A 15792-nucleotide genomic window follows, 5' to 3' on the forward strand; every position below is an offset into this window, starting at 1 on the left:
CACCATGATCGAACGCCTTGCCCGCCGCGTGCGGCTGATGGTCGCGCGCGCCGTCGTCAACCTCGTCAACGATGCCGGCGGCCTGCAGTTGCTGCAGGTGTCGGCGCTGGCCGACGAAACCCGCGACGACGTCGAGCGTGCGCAGAACTACGGCCTGACCAGCGTGCCGCTGCCCGGCGCGACCGTGGTCATGGTTGCCGTCGCCGGCAGCCGCGATCACCTCGTCGCCACCGCCGTCGACGACCCGCGCTACCGCCCCACCGGCCTCAAGGCCGGCGAGGTCTGCGTCTACACCAACGAAGGCGACCGCATCCACCTGCAGAACGGCCGGCTGGTCGAGATCAGCACCAAGACGCTGCGGATCAACGCCGACACGCTGATCGAACTCAACACCGACAAGCTGCAGATCAACGCCCCGCTGACCAACAGCAGCGGCCAGCTCAAGACCGCCGGCGACATCACCGACACCGCCGGCAGCAACGGCCGCACCGTGGCCGGCATGCGCGCCCAGTACAACAGCCACACCCATGGCGGCGTGCAGACCGGTCCGGGCAGCAGCGGCACACCGAACAAGGGAATGTGATGACCGATTTGCTGACCCGCTATCTGGGCTGGAACCAGGGCTGCGACTGGCGGCTGTCCACCGTCGGGCTCGAGATCGACAACGGCCTCGACTCGGCCGTGACGCTCAGCCTGTTCACCGACCGCCGCGCCGAACCGGGCGACAACGTCCCCGGCGACCCGCGCGGCTGGTGGGGCGACGCCGTGCCGGTCAAGGACGAGCGCGTCGTGCCGCTGGGTTCGCGGCTGTGGCTGCTGGCGCGCGAGAAACAGCTGCCGTCCACGCTGCGCCGCGCCGAGGACTACGCACGCGAAGCGCTGCAATGGCTGATCGACGACGGCGTCGCCGGCTCGATCATCGTCGCGGCCAGTGCGCCCCGCACCGGCATGCTGCAGCTCGACATCCGGATCGACGCCCGCGCCTATCAATTCGAGGTAAACCCATGAGTTTCGACCGCCCCACCCTCGCCGAACTCGTCGACGCCCAGCTCGGCGAGATCGAAACCCGCCTTCCCGGTGCCGACGCCCGGCTGCGCCAATCCAACCTCAACGTGCTCGGCCGGGTCCAGGCCGGCGGGCTGCACCAGCTGTACGGCTATCTGTCCTGGCTGGCACAGCAACTGTTTCCGGACACCGCCGAGTCCGAGTTTCTCGACCGCTGGGCCGGTATCTGGCTGCCCGAAGGCCGCAAGCCAGCCGCGCTGGCACAAGGCAGCGTCCGCCTCGGCGGCACGCCGGGCACGCTGATCCCGGCCGGCACCGCGCTGACCCGCGCCGATGACCGCGAATACCTGAGCACCGCCGAGGGCGTGATCAAGGCCGACGGCAGTGCCGACATCCCGGTGGCCGCGCGCGAAGCCGGCGCCGCCGCCAATGCCGACACCGGCACCGCGCTGACCGTGACCACGCCGATCGCCGGGCTGCAAAGCAGCGCCAGCGTCATCGCGCCGGGCCTGACCCAGGGCGCCGACGAGGAAGCCGACGCCGCGCTGCGCCAGCGGCTGATCGCGCGCATCCAGAACCCGCCGCAAGGCGGCTCGGCCGCCGACTACGTGTCGTGGGCGCTCGAAGTCCCCGGCGTTACCCGCGCCTGGCATCTGCCGGCGCTGAGCGGACCGGGCAGCAACGCCGTCGTCTTCGTCCGCGACGGCGACGCCAGCCCGATTCCGGACGCCAACGAAGTCGCCACCGTCCAAGCGCACATCGACGCGGTCCGGCCGGTCACCGCCGACTTCACCGCGCTGGCGCCGGCGCCCTTGACGGTCGATTACCGCGTCCGCGTCACGCCCAACACCAGTGCGGTGCGCGCCGCCGTCGTCACCGCGCTGCAGAACCTGCACGAGCGCGAGGCCGAACCCGGCGCCACGTTGTACCTGAGCAGGATCAACGAGGCCATCAGCCAGGCCGACGGCGAGTTCGACCACGTGCTGTTCGCGCCGACCGCCGACGTCGTCCCGGCCACGCTGCAAATGCCGCTCTGCGGAGACGTCACATGGCAATGAGTCCCGACGACTACCGCGAATCACTGTCCGCACTGCTGCCGCAAGGACTGGCCTGGCCGCGCGAACCGGAGTCGGTATTGCAACGCGTGCTCGGCAGTTTCGGCGCCGGCCTGGCCCAAGTCGACGCCCACGGCGACGCGCTGCTCGCCGAGTCCTGGCCGCGCAGCAGCTACGCCTTGCTGGCCGACTGGGAGCGCGTCACCGGCCTGCCCGACGAATGCTCGGTGCAGGGCGGCCAGACGCTCGAAGCCCGCCGCAACGCCGTCGCCGCCAAGCTCGCCGCCCGCGGCGGCCAGAGCCCGGCCTACTTCATCGGCATTGCCGCGCAGTACGGCCACGTCGACGCAACCATCACCGAATTCCGCGCCCGCCGCTACGGCCGCGCCCGCAACGGCCAGCGTTTCGGTGGCTGGGGCTGGCAATACGTCTGGCAACTGAACCTGCCGGCGCAGACGGTCGAACAGCGCAACAGCAACGACCCGTTCGGCGAGCACTACCAGGTCTGGGGCGACAGCCCGCTGGAATGCGTGATCAACAAACTCAAACCCGCACATACGCGGGTTTTCTTTACTTATGGAGGGGTGTGATGGATTACCCGAAATCCGTGCCCGGCGTGGGGCTGAAAAACGGCAAGTTCACCGACGGCAATCCGCTGGTTGGCGAAGTGGCCAGTCTTGATCCGGCAAGCTGGGCGAATGGGGTTACCGATGAAATTCTCTCGGTGATTAGCGACGGTGGATTGACGCCGAATGAGACGATCAGCACGCAATTGCGGGATGCGTTGCGGGCGAAATATGCGGATTTGACGCGTACCGGCACAGCCGGCGGCATCAGCTTCCGCAATAAGCTCATCAATGGCAACTTTGACTTCTGGCAGCGTGGCACCTCGCTGAGCGCTGCCTCCGGCATGCGTTATCTGGCCGATCGCTGGTTCAACGACGCGACCGGCTCGACCGTTGCGCCAAGTCAACAAGCGTTCACGCTCGGGCAAGTCGCGGTACCGAATGAACCGGTCAGCTATTTTCGATCTGTCGTCGCATCATCGGCTGGGGCAGCGAACTACGCCAACTTGATTCAGCGAATTGAAGGCGTCCGCACACTGGCGGGCAAGACGGCAACTCTGACGTTCTGGGCAAAAGCCGACACCAGCAAATCCATCGCAGTCGAAGTTGCGCAAAATTTCGGATCAACCGGCTCCGCTCAAGTAAACGGGATTGGCGCACAACTGGTTGCGCTGACAACCGGCTGGCAAAAATTCACGCTTCAAATTTCAATTCCATCAATTGCAGGAAAATTGGTGTCTGGCGGTAATGATTTTCTGCAATTGCTGTTCTGGTTTGACGCGGGATCAGTCTTCGCCTCACGTGCATCGAACCTCGGCCAGCAGTCCGGCACATTCGATATTTCGCAAGTCCAGCTTGAGGAAGGCGTGATAGCAACACCATTCGAGCAACGGTCACCTCAGATTGAATTGGCTTTATGCCAGCGATTTTACGAAAAATCCTACAATATCGCATCTATCCCCAGCGAGCTGACCCGCAGCGGCGCCGCTGTATTTATGGCGCCCTCATCAGGTGCGTCGAATGTTTCGTATTTCGCGCTGTACAAAATCACCAAACGCGGTAATGCGGCCGTGGCAATATACAATTCTGATGCTGCCAATAGCTTCGTGAGGAACACAACTTTGTCAGCGGACTGCACGTATACGGCTTTGGGTAATAACGGTCATACCGGCTTCTCTGTGAACGCATCGACCCCAACGGCAAGCGTCGCTGGGAGCGTCCTACAGTTCCAGTGGGCCGCCGATGCCGAGCTGTAATCAGGAGCACGAAATGTACAAACTGACCGACAATCCCCACCAAGTAATTCGACTCGAAGACAGCACCACCATCCCACGCAGCCACCGCTGGTGGGGCGCCTACGAAGTGTGGCTCGCCGATGGCAATGCACCCGAGCCGGCGGTAAGCATCGATGCACTGCGCGCCCAAGCGCTGGCCATACTCACAAACTGGGAGATCGCCGAGCGCGCCGCCGGCATGGACTACATCGGCAACCGCTGGCTTACCACACCTGCTGCTCTACAAGACATCCGCGACGCGCTGCTGGCCGGTCTCGTCCCCAATGACGTATGGATTGACACCAATCGCAATGCCGTGCCGACGACACTGGAGCAATTACAGGCATTGTGGGCCGCATGCGTGAATCGTGGTGCAGCGATTTACCAGCGCCGGCTGGTTATGGAAGCCGAAATCGCCACACTGGATCGCGCCGCGCTCGAGCAGTTTCAGCCCGGCTGGCCTGCGGCCGACAAAACGCAATAAGGCCACACTCAAACCCCAAATCAAACCCGCGCCCGACGCGGGTTTTTTCGCATGGAGACACGCGATGGATTATCCAAAATCGCTGCCGGGCATCAACCTCAGAAATGGCAAGTTCACCGACGGCAACGCCCAAACGGGTGAATTGCCGAGCCGCGATACGGCGGTCTGGGCCAATTCGGTGACCGATGAATTGCTCAACGTCATCAACTCGGCCGGCTTGACCCCGACCGAGGGTAGCAACGATCAGCTCAAGCAGGCTTTGCTGGCGAAATACGCGCAACTCGCCGGCGCAAATTTCACTGGCCCCGTTTCCGGGCCGACCCCCAATGCAAGCGACAACTCAACGCAACTCGCAACGACGGCATTTGTTTCCGCTCGAATCGGTACGGCCGGGAATCTGTCGTTCCGCAACAAGATCATCAACGGCAATTTTGATTTCTGGCAGCGCGGCACAACGATTTCCAATGTGGGCGGCTATCTGGCAGATCGCTGGCGCAACGACTGGAACGGCAGCGGCATGGCTTGGTCGCAGAGTCAGCAAGCGTTCACGCCCGGCCAGACGGCAGTTCCGGGCGAGCCGAAATTCTTCTATCGCTATACGCAGACCGTTGCCGGCTCGGGTAGCGCACTGACCTGCCTACAGCAGCGTATCGAAGGGGTGGCGACACTGGCGGGAAAGAAAACTACTGCATCGTTCTGGATCAAAGCGGATTCCGCCCGGACGCTTTCATGCGACATGATCCAGTCCTTCGGTTCCGGCGGCACGGCCGATCTTCCCACGGCAGAGCAGTCGTTTTCCGTATCGACCACTTGGCAAAAGGTGGTGCTGACATTCGACCTGCCGTCGCTCGCTGGCAAAACCCTCGGAACGAACGATTTTGTTTGCATCCGCATCAAGTTCAACTTGAATGCCGTTCAAACCATCGACATAGCCCAAGTCCAGCTTGAAGAGGGCGTCGTTGCGACACCTTTCGAGCAGCGTCCGTTGCAAGTCGAATTGGCAATTTGTCAGCGATACTTCCAGAAAACAACCCCGTATGGGGTTGTAGCGTCCAATGGTGTCGGCCTTGGGGGTACTGCACTTATGAGCATTGTGTACATGGGGCAGTCCGGATCCAGCTCACAGCCGCTAGCACAATGGCAACTCAAAACGGAAATGCGAATTGCGCCCAGCGTTACGCTATATAACCCAGCGGCCAGCGGTACAAGCGGTCAGTGGCGTAACGGCTCGGATAGCGCCTCATCTGCCAACGCACGGGTGCTAGCTGCAAGTACCCGTACAGTGTCCATCGACAACAGCGATACCGCTCTTGGTGCTCAAACTTGGTACGTCCATGCATCCGCAGACGCTGAGCTGTAGTCAAACTAAGTAGCAGTGGAAAACCGCCGCCAACGCCTTCGTGCCGATGACGGTGCAGCTGGCGATTGCGATCAGCGATGCGATCGCCGTGCTCGACAAGCGCGCGTTCGGAAATGCCGAACACCACCGGCTGGCCGCTGCGGCGGCGAACGATCCGCTGGCTTACGACTTCAGCACAGGCTGGCCGCAAGGCTGAGCACCTCAGCCCCGATCCACGATTGAGATCATCCCGCACCTGGCGGGTTTTTTTACGCCCGAGGAGGGGGTATGTCCGAGCATCAAACCATTGCCAGCGCCGAAACCTGGCGCTGGGTTGCCCCCGTTGCCGGGGCCGTTTTCGGGGCGATCACCTTTGTCGCCCGCGCCGATGCCATGCCGTGGTGGCAGCGCATCGTCCTTCTGGTCAGCTCGGCTGCCGGCGCGGCACTCGCCGGTACCGGCGCCGGCGAGTATCTGCACATCTCGCCGGGGCTGACCGGCGTGCTGGCCTATCTGACCGGGGTGCTGATGCTGCCGCTGACGCAGTCGATGATTGCACTGGTCAGCGATCTGCCGTGGCTGCGTGCACTGATCGAACGCCGGCTCGGTGTTGATCTGAACAAGCCCCGTTAGGCACCGCTCACCTCCCTGCCTGCAGTGCTGCTCAACGATCGCACCAGTTCGTACGGTCCGCATTTCGTCCGCCTTGCCGGCAGAGCGACACCGCAATGACCGGCTCTCCCCAAAAACTCGCCCCGCCTTTGCGGGGCTTTTTTCTTTTGGAGCTTCCATGCCCCGAATTTCCATCACCGAGGCCGGTGGCGCGAATGTGCTGGCGTTTCTGGACATGCTCGCCGCCAGCGAAGGCACGGCCGGCATCGGCGACGACGGCTACGACGTTATCGTCGGCAGCACGCCGCCCTCGCCCAGGCTGTTTGCCAGCTATGCCGATCACCCGCGCATGCTGGTCGATCTGCCGCGCCTGGGCATCAAATCCAGTGCGGCCGGCCGCTACCAGATCCTGGCGCGCTACTACGATGCGTACAGCCAGCAGCTGGGCCTTTCCAACTTCGGCCCGATCAATCAGGACCGGATTGCGCTGCAGCTGATCCGCGAATGCAAGGCGCTCGACGATCTCCGTCGCGGTTACATCGCCACGGCGATCCGCAAGTGCCGCAGCCGCTGGGCCTCGCTGCCCGGTGCCGGTTACGGCCAGCACGAGCATGCGCTGGAGACCCTGCTGGCGGCCTACCGTGCGGCAGGCGGAGTTTCGGCATGAGCCGAGCCGAGATGCTGCTCGGCACCCTGGTCGTGGTACTGCTGGCGGTGCTGACGCTGGGCTGGGCGCTCTGGCCCGCTCCCCGACCGGCATTGCCCGCCAGCACGGCAGTCCGGCAGGCCGACGGCAGCCTCGTCGCCGCGCAACGTGCGCCCACCGCAGCCGAAGTCGCCAAAGCGCCCCACGCAATCCCGCGCGGCCTGCGCGAGGAACGCCGGATCAGCGCCACCATCAGGCCCAAACCGGTGGCTTCTGCCGCCGATGCCGATTGCCCGCCGACGACGGTCGATCTGTCGCTGGTCCGCGATGGCGATATGCGCCGGGTCATCGTCAGTTCGCCGGATGGCGAAGTAACCACGGCCACCGATCTGGTGTTCGCGCCTTCTCCGCCAGCCCGTCCGTGGGCCGCCGGGCTCAGCTACGATCCGGTTGCCAGGACCGGCGGTGCCTGGCTGGAGCGCGATGTGGCGCGCCTGCGCGTCGGTATCGAGGTCAGCCAGACCGAAGACCGCGCGGGGCTGAACGGCAGGTTCCGCGTCGGCTGGGTCTTCTAGATACCGACCGTTCTGCACGGGAAACATCGGCGGGACGCGGGTCTGCCAAGGATGGACAAGGCTTTTTCGCTTGTGTACATTGCGGCTTACTTTACCCATACCGGTTTGCTGGCTGCGCGTCCCCGACTCTGGCCCCAGAGCAGCAACGCCGACCCGCACACCGCACCGCAGAGAACCCCGATGACACGCTGCGCATCGGGGTTTTGCGTTTGATACGCCGACGCAGTGCCACAGGAAGCACCATGACCGAGCCCTTGAACCGCAAACAGAAAATGGCCGAAGAACGCAAAGTCGCGTTCGCCATGCTGGCTGAGCACTGGCCGGCCGTGTTCGACCTCAAGCAAAGCAAGCCGCTGGCACTCGACACGCGCGACCGTTTGAAGGCCGAATGCGAGACCAAGGGTCTGGACGCCGACAAGGTGGCCCGCGCGGTCTTCCTGTGGGTCCGCCGCCCGGCGTATCAGGCCGCGATGGCCGCCGGTGGCCAGCGCTACGCGCTGGACGGCACGCCGACCGGCGAAATGACTGCAGAACAGCAGGCGCACGCTGCCGCAGCCTCGGCCGCCATCCAGGCCCGGATCAAGGCAGCCAACGAGGCCCGCATTGCTGCGGTCCGCGAAACACGTCGCGCCGAGCAGGAAGCGCGTCGCGAAGAACGTGCCAAGCAGGCACCGAGACCGCGCCCGACCGGCCCCAAGCCGGACGCAAAGGGCAAACCGGCAGGCAAATCGACCCGTCCGGCCCAATCGCGCAACGCCAAGCCGCAGGCACCGAAGCAGGACAAGCCGTTGCCGGACAGCGCGATGGCCAATGCACTGGCCGCGGCACTCGGCCGCAAGTAAGCCCCAGCGGCCGGCTTTTGCCGGCCGTTTTCATTCCTCGGCGGCCGGTTTGCGCACACGCGTGCGCACCTTCACCACCGACACATCCAGATCGAGGTGGCGCAGCATTTCGATCGCGACCTGATCGCGATCGTTGTCGACGCAGATCATGTGGTAGCTGTTCTCCAGCAGCACCATCCGCGCCATCCCCCCCATTTCCCGCACCAGAAACTCGGCCGACCGCGGGCTGGTAAGATCGTCCTCGCGGGCGTGGATGATCAGCGTCGGACTTCGGATCGCATCGAGCCCCTTGGCCACCCAGCGCCGCAGCCGGTCGACCTGCTTGATGCACGCCAATGGCACCCACGGATAGTGGAAGTCGTCGCCGCGCTCGAACTTGGCCTTGACGATGCTGCGCACCAGATCGTTCTTGACGCCGAAAGGCTCTTCCTCGGCGATTTTCATGCTGCGGGCGAAGTACGGAATCCGGTAGACGATGTGGCGGAAAATCCAGTACCACGGTGTCGCCCAGCCATCGAGAAACACCGGCGGTGCCAGCAGCACCAGCTTGCCCGACGGCTGCGCGATCCGCTTGATCGCTTCGACCGAAATCAGCGAGCCGAGGCACATGGCGACGACGTGCAGCGTCTCATGCTGTGCCGCCAGCTCGCGGTAGCGCGCCTCGACCGTGTCGACCCAGTCCTCGGCCCTCACGCCGAGCAGGTCTTCGGGCTTGCCGCTGTGGCCGGGCAGCGTCAGCGTGTGCGCCTCGACACCGGCACGCTTGAGGATCTTGTGCAGCGAGCCGAGGTCGTACTGCGTGCCGCCGAGTCCGTGAACCAGCAGCACCCCGACCGCATTGCGCGCTTCGGCGGTGTCCATCGGCTCAGCCTTGCTCGACGGCGTGTTCATCGAGTCGAAGCAGACCGCCAACGCGGTAAACGGTATCGTCGAAATCGATGACCGGCGCGCCGATGTCCTGCAGCACAACGTAGTCGTTGTAGCCGGTCAGAAAGCGGAAACGTTGCGTGAGCGCGTTGACGTCACCGTTGCCGCGCTGCTCGGCGTAGGCGGCAACGCGCGCGCGGTCGTCCGGGTGCACGCGATCGAGAAACGCCGCCAGCGTCGGCAGATCGGCCGGCGCGAGGCCGAGCAACTCGTCCAGCGACCCGGCCCAGACGGCGTTGCCATTGCGCGGGTCGACCTCGTACATCAGCTGGTGCGTTCCGAGCAGCATGCCTTCGGATCTCACCTTCCACGCCAGCGCCTCGCGCAGCGCTTCGTCCCGGCTGGCATTCATGGCCGCCATCAGCAAGCCCAGGAGCGCCGCCGCCCCCAGATACAGCTGGACCTCGAGCAAGGGGTTGCCGAGCAGGCCGGTGGAGGCAGCAAACGGCCCCTCGCCCTGATAGGTATTGAGCCCGGCAATGCCGGCCAGCACGACCAGCGCCAGCGTCATGCCACGACGCTGCCAGGCCATCGCGATCAGCACGACGAACAGCAGCGGCAGGTAGGACAGCTCGTACTTGGTCGATTCCAGCACCATGGTGGCAGTCGGACCATCGAACGCCAGTTGGGCCGAAACGATCAGCGCGACGAAACCCAGTATGCCCTGCCATGCCACCCGACGCGGCGCGCCCGCCGAACGCGCCGGATGAAACCCGGCCCACGCGATGACCAGTGGCGCACCGATCAGCGCACCGACGCCGTCCGAAATCGCAAAAACCATCGGGTTCAGTCTGGCCGAGACAAAACCGAAACCGTGCAGCCCGGCGATCGATACATAAGCACCCGCAACGCAGCCGACGAGCACCAGCAGCACGAACCTGAACAGGCTGGCCGGCTGGGTCAGCGAAGCCGGCTCGTCCACCCTGCGCCGCCATGCACCGGCAATGCCGGCCATGATCAGCAGGTTGATCACCGACAGCAGCAGCGACACCGCCAGCGGCCGGCCGTGCAGCAAGGCAATGCCGGTGTGCAGCACCACCGTCACCAGCGCCCAGACCGGCCACTGCCGGTACGGTGCCAGCATCAGCGTCCCCAGCAGGATGCCGGCGGCCGGCCAGACGATGGTCGAATGCGTGACCGGATCGCGCGTGCTCATGCTGAACAGCGCAAGCAGTCCATAGACGACGACGAAAAGGAAAAGTCGGGGCAACGAAGGCATGCGCATGCGGTATCTACCGGTAGTGGAATCGCCCGTCGCCATCGGGGCAACGCGGATCTTTTGAAGATGGCCAGTCTCGTGGCAAACAGCAACAATTTTCGCGTAAAACGGGCTTTGCCATGCAAAACGCGCCAAATCGTGACCGTATGCCGAAGGCTTGCCAAGCGGCACATTCACGTTTCATCGCCACCGACCCGGCTGCGCACCGCACCGCCCGTCTGGTCACTCACCCGCGCCGCTGTACCCGCCGTTACCTGATCGTACGTATTTCTCCGGTGTCCACGTCAGCGCAAGCGGTCGTCGCGCGTTTTAGCAATGGCCGGATCGCGTCAGCATGACGATGCGACCACGGTGCGCTCCCCCGTCATGGCGGGCAGCACTTACACCGCACACTGCGAGAGACCCAGACGATGAAGCCGGAATTCGATCAAGCCGTACACGCTGCATGGCATGCCCGGGGCCCGCAACAGCCCGCGCTGCTGCGCGACGAAACGCTGCCGGACCTGCTTGAGGCCACCGCAGCCCGCCACCCCGACAAGACCGCGCTGATTTGCGGCGACCGTCAGCTCAGCTACGCCGAGATGGACCGGCTCAGCGCGCTTGCCGCCCACCACCTGCTCGAAACCGGGCTCGAACCGGGCCGCATCGTCGGCCTGTGGCTGCCGCGCGGCGTCGATCTGCTGGTGATGCAAGCCGCGATCACCAAGGCCGGCGGCGCCTGGCTGCCGTTCGACGCCGACACCCCGGTCGACCGGATCCAGACCTGCCTCGAGGACGCCGATGCCGCCGGTCTCGTCAGCTGCGATGCGCTGATGCCGCAGCTCGGCAGTCTCGGTATGCCGGTCTGGACTGCCGAGGCGCTGCAACGAACCGTCACCGGCGACCTGCGCCGCCGCGACGGCCACACGCCCGAGCACACCGCCTACGTGATCTATACCTCCGGCTCGACCGGCAAGCCCAAGGGCATTGCGATCAGCCAGCGCAGCATCTGCCACTTCCTGCGCAGCGAGAACGCGGTGCTTGGCGTGTCCGGCGACGACAAGGTCTATCAGGGCTTCTCGGTCGCGTTCGACATGTCGTTCGAGGAAATCTGGATCTCGTACCTGGTCGGCGCAACGCTGTGGCTGGCGCCGAAAGACATCGTCGCCGACCCGGACGCACTGCCGGCGGCGTTGCAAAAGCACAGCATTACCGTGCTGCATTGCGTGCCGACGCTGCTGGCACTGTTCAGTCACGACGTCCCCAATCTGCGCATCATCAACCTCGGCGGCGAGATGTGCCCCGATACGCTGGTCGAACGCTTCGCCACGCCGGATCGCCAGCTGTTCAATACCTACGGCCCGACCGAAGCAACCGTATCGGCCAGTCTGGCGCTGCTGAAGCGCGGCTCGCCGGTCACCATCGGCAAGCCGCTGCCAAACTACGGCCTGCTGGTGATCAACGAAGCCGGCGAGATCGTAGCCCCCGGTGAAACCGGCGAGCTGTGCATCACCGGCCCCGGTGTCGCCGCCGGCTATCTCGGCCGACCCGAACTGACCGCGGAAAAATTCGTCATCCCGGCCTGGGGCGAACGCATGTACCGGACCGGCGACCTGGCCCGCATCGACGAGGCCGGTCAGGTGCACTGCCTCGGCCGCGCCGACGATCAGGTCAAGGTGCGCGGTTTTCGCGTCGAACTCGGCGAAATCGAGGCGGCACTGGCCGAACAGCCGAATGTCGGCACCGTGGCGGTGTCGCTGAAAACGGTGGCCGGCATTGATCAACTGGTTGCCTATCTGGTCGCCGACGGTCCGCTCGACGTCGGCTCGCTGCGTCAGGCTCTGCGGGAAAAACTGCCGCCCTACATGCTGCCGGCGCTGTTCGTCACGCTGCCGGCGATGCCCCGGCTCTTGTCGGGCAAGATCGACCGCAAGGCGCTCAAGGCGCTGCCGGTCACGTTCGAGGCCCGCAGCGGCGAATCGGACGAGCCGAGCGGCGAGGTCGAGACCGCGCTGTTCGCCGCGCTCGGCCAGCTCTTCCCCGGCCAGCCGCTTCGCTTTGCCGACGACTTCTTTGCCGATCTCGGCGGCCACTCCTTGCTGGCGGCACGGCTGATCTCGGCATTGCGCAAGCAGCCGCAACTGGCGACGGCGTCGGTGCAGGACGTGTACCAGCACCGCACGCTGGGCGCGATCGCCGCGGCGCTGTCGGCAAAGGGCGTTGCGCAGGCTGGTCCGACGCGCACACCGCGCCGGCTGAGTACACGGCCGCTGGCGCGCGCGCTCTGCGGCGCGGCACAGCTCGCCACGCTGCCGGTGCTGATCGGCCTGCGCATGCTGATGTGGCTGGTGCCCTTCCTCGTTTACCACGTGATGACCGGCGGACCGGGCGACAGCGTGCCGCTGGCGGTGCTGACCGCGATCGGCGCCTACATCGCCGCCAACGTGCTGAGTTTTGCGGTACCGGTTGCGGCCAAATGGCTGCTGCTCGGTCGCGTCAAGCCGGGCCGTTACCCGCTTTGGGGGAGTTTCTACTTCCGCTGGTGGCTGGCGGACCGGCTGACCGATCTGCCGCCCAAGCACCTGCTGTCGAACTCGCCGCTGCACCGCGCTTACCTTCGGCTGATGGGCGCGAAGATCGGCTTCGATGCACAGCTCGGTTCGATCAGCGTCCGCGCACCGGACCTGCTGCACATCGGTGCCGGTGCCAGCATCGGTGCGTCGGTCAATCTGGAGAACGTCCGCGTCGACGGCGAGGAACTCGTCATCGGCGCCATCGTGATCGGCGAACGCGCCTATATCGGCTCCTACTGCGCGATGCACGAGGACTGCATGATCGGCACCGGCGCACGGCTCGACGGCCTGTCGGCACTGCCGCCCGGTGGCCATGTGCCGGCAGGCGAAGCATGGGCCGGTTCGCCGGCGCGCCGCACCGGTACGGTCGACGCCAACCGCCTGCCGCAGCGCCCGGCCCACGGACGCGGTGCCGCAGCGTTCGAGCTGGCGCTGCACTTCGTCTGCGCCGCACTGGTGTCGGCGGTGTTCTTCCTGCCGGTGTTCCCGAGCTTCATGCTGATCGACGTCGTCGACGGCAACTGGCTCGACCTGACGCAGAACCACGCCCCGGCAGTGCTGACCTTCGCCTTCTACCTGCTGCTGGCGCTGCCGGCGAGTGCGGTACTGGTGGTGATGACGGCGTGCATCGGCGCCGCATTGCGCTGGCTGGTGCTCGGCCGGCTGAAGCCCGGCCGCTGGAGCGTTCACAGCACGCTGTATCACCGCAAATGGATCGCCAACCTGGTGCAGGAGTCGAGCCTCGCCGTGCTCCACGGCCTGTACGCGACCGTGTACGCGCCGTGGTGGTACCGGATGCTCGGCGCCAGGGTCGGCCGCAACGCCGAGATCTCGACCGCAATGGGTGTCGTGCCGGACATGCTGACGCTCGGTGACGAGACCTTCATCGCCGACGCGGTCATGCTCGGCGACGAGGAAATCGATCAGGGCTGGATGAGCGTCAAGCCGACCGTGATCGGCCACCGCAGCTTTGTCGGCAACGGCGCCTACGTGCCGGACGGCACGGTGCTGCCGTCCGGCGTGCTCGTCGGCGTGCAGTCGCGCGCCCCGGCCGAGCCCAAGAGCGGCGACACCTGGATGGGCTCGCCACCGATGCTGTTGCCGGCACGCGAACAGACCCAGGGCTTCCCGGATTCGCTGACCTTCCACCCGCCGGTCTGGCGCCGCATAGCCCGTGGCGCGATCGAGGCGCTGCGCATCGTGCTGCCGACCTCGGTGATCATCGCCGCCGGCTACCTGATGGTGACTATCGTCGAGCCGTACGCCGAACTCAACCACTGGGGCGCCGTCACGGGCCTGCTGTGCGTGTTCGGCCTGCTTTACGGCATCGGCACCTTCGCCTTCGTCGCCGCGCTCAAGTGGCTGCTGATCGGCCGCTACCGGCCGCGCGCGGTGTCGATGTGGACGCCCTTCGTCTGGACCAGCGAAGCGATCACCAACGTCTACGAATCGATTGCCGTGCCGAACTTCGTCAACTACCTGCGGGGTACGCCGTGGCTGCCGTGGGCGTTCCGCGCGCTCGGCGCCAGGGTCGGCCGCAACGTCTGGCTCGACACGACCGACATGACCGAATTCGACTGTGTCGAGCTGGGTGACGGCGTCGTCCTCGGCGCCGCCTGCGGCCCGCAGACCCACCTGTTCGAAGACCGGGTGATGAAGATCGGCCACGTACGGATCGGCGCCGGCGTCCACGTCGGCACGCGCTGCACGGTGCTCTACAACGGCAGCGTCGGCGCGGATGCCGAACTCGGCCCGCTGACGCTGGTCAGCAAGGGCGAGGACATTCCGGCCGGTACGCGCTGGATGGGTTCGCCGGCAGGCCCGTGGCCGACAACCTCCGCGCAGGTTGCACCGCAGGCCCTGGCGGCAAGCGCCGAGCCACCGCAAACGCAGAAGGAACCGGCGTGCGCGTAATCCTCTTTGACGACGCATTGGCGCAACTGGCAACGGGCTGGCAACCGCCGTGCGGCAGGCCGCTGCTGGCGCTGCTTGCAACGGCACACGATCGTCGCCCCGCCCGCGATGCGGTCCGTGCCGCTGCCTGCACGCTGGCGGCACGCTGGGTCGGCAGCGCGCAGGCCGACTACCTGCGCCCGGACCGGCTTCCCCGCATCGTTGCAGATGGAGCGGACTTTCTCGTCAGCCTTGCCTACGGTAACGGCGGCAACAGTGGGGATCGCGATGACGGCTGCGCGCTGATCGCACTCGCGCCGGCGTCCGGCCATGGCCTCGCCGCGCTCGGCGTCGACCTGTGTATGAACACGCTGCCGGACGACTGGGACGACATCGCCCGGCTCTACTTCGCCCCCTCGGTCCGCGCCGCGCTGGCCAAAACCGAGCCGCAGCACCGGGCCGAGGCTTTCGCCCAAGCATGGTCGCAGCTGGAAGCATGCAACAAGGCAGCGTGCATCGACCTGACCGAATGGCACTCCGGACTGGCGACCGTTCACGGCCAGATCACCACCATTTCACCGGATTTACCGGCATTTTTCGCAAACGGCTGGCGCGCTGCGCTGGCACTGATCCTCGCCCCTTCCCGCCCGATCGCAACGTGAATTTTGCCACCCCCGCATCATTGGGGGTGGACAAGCCCCGCGCCGCGGGCGTACCTTCCGCCGGTCTTTTTGAGATGGAGTTCCCTCGTGGAAAGTGGTTCTAGTAGCCGATCCTGCATCGGTCGCTAGCGGCGAGGTCAA

15 protein-coding genes and 1 pseudogene are annotated in these 15792 nt (G+C 65.5%); 14 read left to right on the forward strand and 2 right to left on the reverse strand.

Annotated features, from left to right (window positions below):
- Positions 1-4: 4 nt before the first annotated feature.
- The 12 genes and pseudogenes from JMJ54_RS04075 to JMJ54_RS04130 all read left to right on the forward strand — a co-directional run bounded on the left by JMJ54_RS04075 (position 5) and on the right by JMJ54_RS04130 (position 8398).
- Positions 5-583 carry a phage baseplate assembly protein V gene (locus JMJ54_RS04075; protein WP_203536651.1) on the forward strand — a complete coding sequence of 193 codons (579 nt, stop codon included), beginning with the start codon at positions 5-7 and terminating at the stop codon, positions 581-583.
- Entirely contained in the window at positions 583-1008 is a 426-nt protein-coding gene (locus JMJ54_RS04080; RefSeq protein WP_203536652.1) for a phage GP46 family protein, read from the forward strand. Before JMJ54_RS04075 ends, JMJ54_RS04080 begins: the two co-directional genes overlap by 1 nt.
- A complete protein-coding gene (locus JMJ54_RS04085; RefSeq protein ID WP_203536653.1) occupies positions 1005-2063 on the forward strand; it encodes a baseplate J/gp47 family protein in 1059 nt (352 codons plus the stop codon). Before JMJ54_RS04080 ends, JMJ54_RS04085 begins: the two co-directional genes overlap by 4 nt.
- Positions 2054-2650, forward strand: coding sequence for a YmfQ family protein (locus JMJ54_RS04090; protein ID WP_203536654.1), 597 nt, complete (start codon positions 2054-2056; stop codon positions 2648-2650). The genes JMJ54_RS04085 and JMJ54_RS04090 overlap by 10 nt, the downstream gene beginning before the upstream one ends.
- Positions 2650-3882 carry a hypothetical protein gene (locus JMJ54_RS04095; RefSeq protein ID WP_203536655.1) on the forward strand — a complete coding sequence of 411 codons (1233 nt, stop codon included), beginning with the start codon at positions 2650-2652 and terminating at the stop codon, positions 3880-3882. Before JMJ54_RS04090 ends, JMJ54_RS04095 begins: the two co-directional genes overlap by 1 nt.
- Before the next feature lie 13 nt (positions 3883-3895).
- Entirely contained in the window at positions 3896-4384 is a 489-nt protein-coding gene (locus JMJ54_RS04100; protein WP_203536656.1) for a DUF4376 domain-containing protein, read from the forward strand.
- Positions 4385-4448: 64 nt separating this feature from the next.
- Positions 4449-5744 carry a hypothetical protein gene (locus JMJ54_RS04105; protein ID WP_203536657.1) on the forward strand — a complete coding sequence of 432 codons (1296 nt, stop codon included), beginning with the start codon at positions 4449-4451 and terminating at the stop codon, positions 5742-5744.
- Between the two features lie 25 nt (positions 5745-5769).
- Positions 5770-5940: pseudogene (locus JMJ54_RS04110) on the forward strand (DUF4376 domain-containing protein); the annotation flags it as partial.
- 71 nt (positions 5941-6011) lie between these two features.
- On the forward strand, positions 6012-6356 hold the full coding sequence (locus JMJ54_RS04115) for a hypothetical protein (protein ID WP_203536659.1): 345 nt from the start codon (positions 6012-6014) through the stop codon (positions 6354-6356).
- A 157-nt stretch (positions 6357-6513) separates the two neighbouring features.
- Positions 6514-7002, forward strand: a complete 489-nt coding sequence (locus tag JMJ54_RS04120; protein ID WP_203536660.1) for a glycoside hydrolase family 24 protein — start codon at positions 6514-6516, stop codon at positions 7000-7002.
- The gene (locus tag JMJ54_RS04125) at positions 6999-7556 is read left to right on the forward strand and encodes a hypothetical protein (protein WP_203536661.1); all 558 of its coding nucleotides are present in this window, start codon (positions 6999-7001) and stop codon (positions 7554-7556) included. The genes JMJ54_RS04120 and JMJ54_RS04125 overlap by 4 nt, the downstream gene beginning before the upstream one ends.
- A 242-nt stretch (positions 7557-7798) precedes the next feature.
- A complete protein-coding gene (locus tag JMJ54_RS04130; protein ID WP_203536662.1) occupies positions 7799-8398 on the forward strand; it encodes a ProQ/FINO family protein in 600 nt (199 codons plus the stop codon).
- 30 nt (positions 8399-8428) lie between these two features.
- Here the strand turns inward: JMJ54_RS04130 and JMJ54_RS04135 are convergent, their stop codons facing one another.
- Both JMJ54_RS04135 and JMJ54_RS04140 read right to left on the reverse strand, forming a co-directional pair.
- On the reverse strand, positions 8429-9259 hold the full coding sequence (locus JMJ54_RS04135) for an alpha/beta hydrolase (RefSeq protein WP_203536663.1): 831 nt from the start codon (positions 9257-9259) through the stop codon (positions 8429-8431).
- Between the two features lie 4 nt (positions 9260-9263).
- The gene (locus tag JMJ54_RS04140) at positions 9264-10550 is read right to left on the reverse strand and encodes an MASE1 domain-containing protein (protein ID WP_203536664.1); all 1287 of its coding nucleotides are present in this window, start codon (positions 10548-10550) and stop codon (positions 9264-9266) included.
- 404 nt (positions 10551-10954) lie between these two features.
- Between JMJ54_RS04140 and JMJ54_RS04145 the strand changes: the two genes are divergently transcribed.
- Together JMJ54_RS04145 and JMJ54_RS19365 are read left to right on the forward strand one after the other, a co-directional pair.
- The gene (locus JMJ54_RS04145; protein ID WP_203536665.1) at positions 10955-15010 is read left to right on the forward strand and encodes a Pls/PosA family non-ribosomal peptide synthetase; all 4056 of its coding nucleotides are present in this window, start codon (positions 10955-10957) and stop codon (positions 15008-15010) included.
- Positions 15001-15651 (forward strand): 4'-phosphopantetheinyl transferase superfamily protein, encoded by a 651-nt coding sequence (locus JMJ54_RS19365; RefSeq protein WP_203536666.1) that lies wholly within the window; start codon positions 15001-15003, stop codon positions 15649-15651. The genes JMJ54_RS04145 and JMJ54_RS19365 overlap by 10 nt, the downstream gene beginning before the upstream one ends.
- The last annotated feature ends 141 nt before the right edge of the window (positions 15652-15792 follow it).

The organism is Jeongeupia naejangsanensis (assembly GCF_016865585.1).
Taxonomy (GTDB): Bacteria; Pseudomonadota; Gammaproteobacteria; order Burkholderiales; family Chitinibacteraceae; genus Jeongeupia; species Jeongeupia naejangsanensis.